The organism is Moorena sp. SIO4A1 (assembly GCF_010672065.1).
Lineage (GTDB): Bacteria > Cyanobacteriota > Cyanobacteriia > Cyanobacteriales > Coleofasciculaceae > Moorena.
This window is the reverse complement of sequence record NZ_JAAHHX010000419.1, coordinates 1-1,912: the sequence shown is the minus strand read 5'-3', so window position 1 is coordinate 1,912 and position 1,912 is coordinate 1. Positions and strand designations below refer to the sequence as shown.

The 1,912-nt window shown below is 42.4% G+C and carries 1 protein-coding gene; it reads left to right on the top strand.

Annotated elements, in window-relative coordinates:
• Window positions 1-228: 228 nt before the first annotated feature.
• Window positions 229-1,575, top strand: coding sequence for a transposase (locus tag F6K53_RS38935; protein WP_293085228.1), 1,347 nt, complete (start codon window positions 229-231; stop codon window positions 1,573-1,575).
• The last annotated feature ends 337 nt before the right edge of the window (window positions 1,576-1,912 follow it).

The window sequence follows — 1,912 nt, the reverse complement described above, 5'->3', positions numbered from 1 at the left end:
CCCATCCCACGTGATAGTTAGTCGTGGGATGGGTTTTAATAAAAAGAGTTTTGAACAAGACCGTGAGACGCATTCCCCCACCTGGCCGTAGGCCACGCTACGCGAACGCCCAGGTGGGGGTTAGTCCACGACAAAAATAATTACTAAAAACCTGGAACAAAAGATTAGTATCTTGCTGTTTAATCTTTTGTGGGTTAAAATGTTGACTAAGGATATTTTGTTATACCAGTGAAATCGCCAGCAAAAATCATACGAACTGACAAATGGAAGCTTAATCCGTCTCCCGAACAGAAAGTGTTGTTTGGAGAGACGGTTAGACTTTACCGTCAGGCTTGTAGATACTTGGTTGGCATTATTTACACTCACTGGTCTGAGCTTGGCGAGTTGACAGCAGATCAGTTAACTCCTGCTCTCGAAAAGTTAATGCATAAAACACCTAAGCGGCCAAAAATAAAATATCCACAGTTCAACAATACTTTTTATAAGTTCCCTAGCTACTACCGTCGAGCTGCAATTGCATTTGCAGCTGGACAAGTTAGTAGCTATGTAACCAGATATCGCCAATGGCAATCTGGTTGTCGAAAAAGAAAAGATAGCAAGCCACCAAGATTAAATGCTGACACTGGCTGTTATCCTGCGCTATACAAAGGTCAGTGTTATAAGCTGTATGGTTTTGACAAGATCGAGATTAAGGTTTTTGACGGCAAAGACTGGATTTGGACTACGGTTAAGATAACTAGTCTCAGAGAGCGTCATGAAATAACTACAAACAAGATGATGTCCCCTTCGTTAATTTTCAACGATAGGTATTGTCATCTGTCTGTTCCGTTTGCGTGTAAACCAGAAAAACGAAAACCAGAGGCTAATGTAACTGCGGTAGATTTAGGGATAAATACTACCGCCACCGTCGCAGTTGTCACCCATGACGGCACTGTAATCCATCGTGATTTTATTCATCTTGGAAGAGACATAGACCGCAGGGACAAACGACTAAAATCTGTATCAACAAGAGCATCTAAAACGATGGGTAAAGGAGGAAGACTACACAAAGGTTTTTGCTCCAAGACGTATCAAAAATGCCAAAGAATTAACAACCAAATTGGCCAGGTTGTTTCCAGGCGAATTGTTGAGATGGCTGAGAAATTTAACTCGGAAGCAATTGTATTTGAGAATCTTAAAGGGTGGAAGCCAAAAGGTGGACGAAAGCGGTCTAACCTGAGGCAGAGATTCCACGGATGGCTCAAGGCAAAAATTCGCGATTTAACGGAAATGAAATGGGCTGAGTTGGGTGGAAAAGTGATAGAAGTCGTCGCTGCTTATACTTCAAAATTGGCTTTTGATGGCTCTGGTACAGTGAAGAGAGATTCTAAAAAATACTCCAAAGCAACCTTCCCTTCAGGTAAGCAGTTTAATGCAGACCTAAACGGCGCTTACAATATCGGTGCTAGAGGTGTGTTTAAACTCACTCGCAGAAATGACAGTGAGGGTCGTTCCAGCAAAAGATCTCGACGACCGCCTAGAAGCTGGGCTTCTCTGTGTGATCTGTGGGCTACGGCTAGCCCTAGATTAGCATAGGACACCCCCACCTCGTTCAGGTGGGGGAAGCTTCATTTAATTGACACCATTATTTTAGTGAGATCAGCTGTAGGAATTCAACCCCTACATTTGGTGTAAGAATAAAACCAGCTACCCTAAATCTGCATTTTTGGAAAACAATTGAGGGATTTTCCCCCCTGGAAAGGTTTGTAAGCGCCTCAAAAAAAACCTTTTTCATTACTCGAATTGTAAAATTAGTCTCCCCATTTTCGCGTTAAAGATTTAGCATATAGGAGTGAATGAACTTTACTATCCCTTACATTCCTTAAGGGAGGGTGATTGGTTCAAGCTCATTTGCGGAGCCAGTTTTCAACAC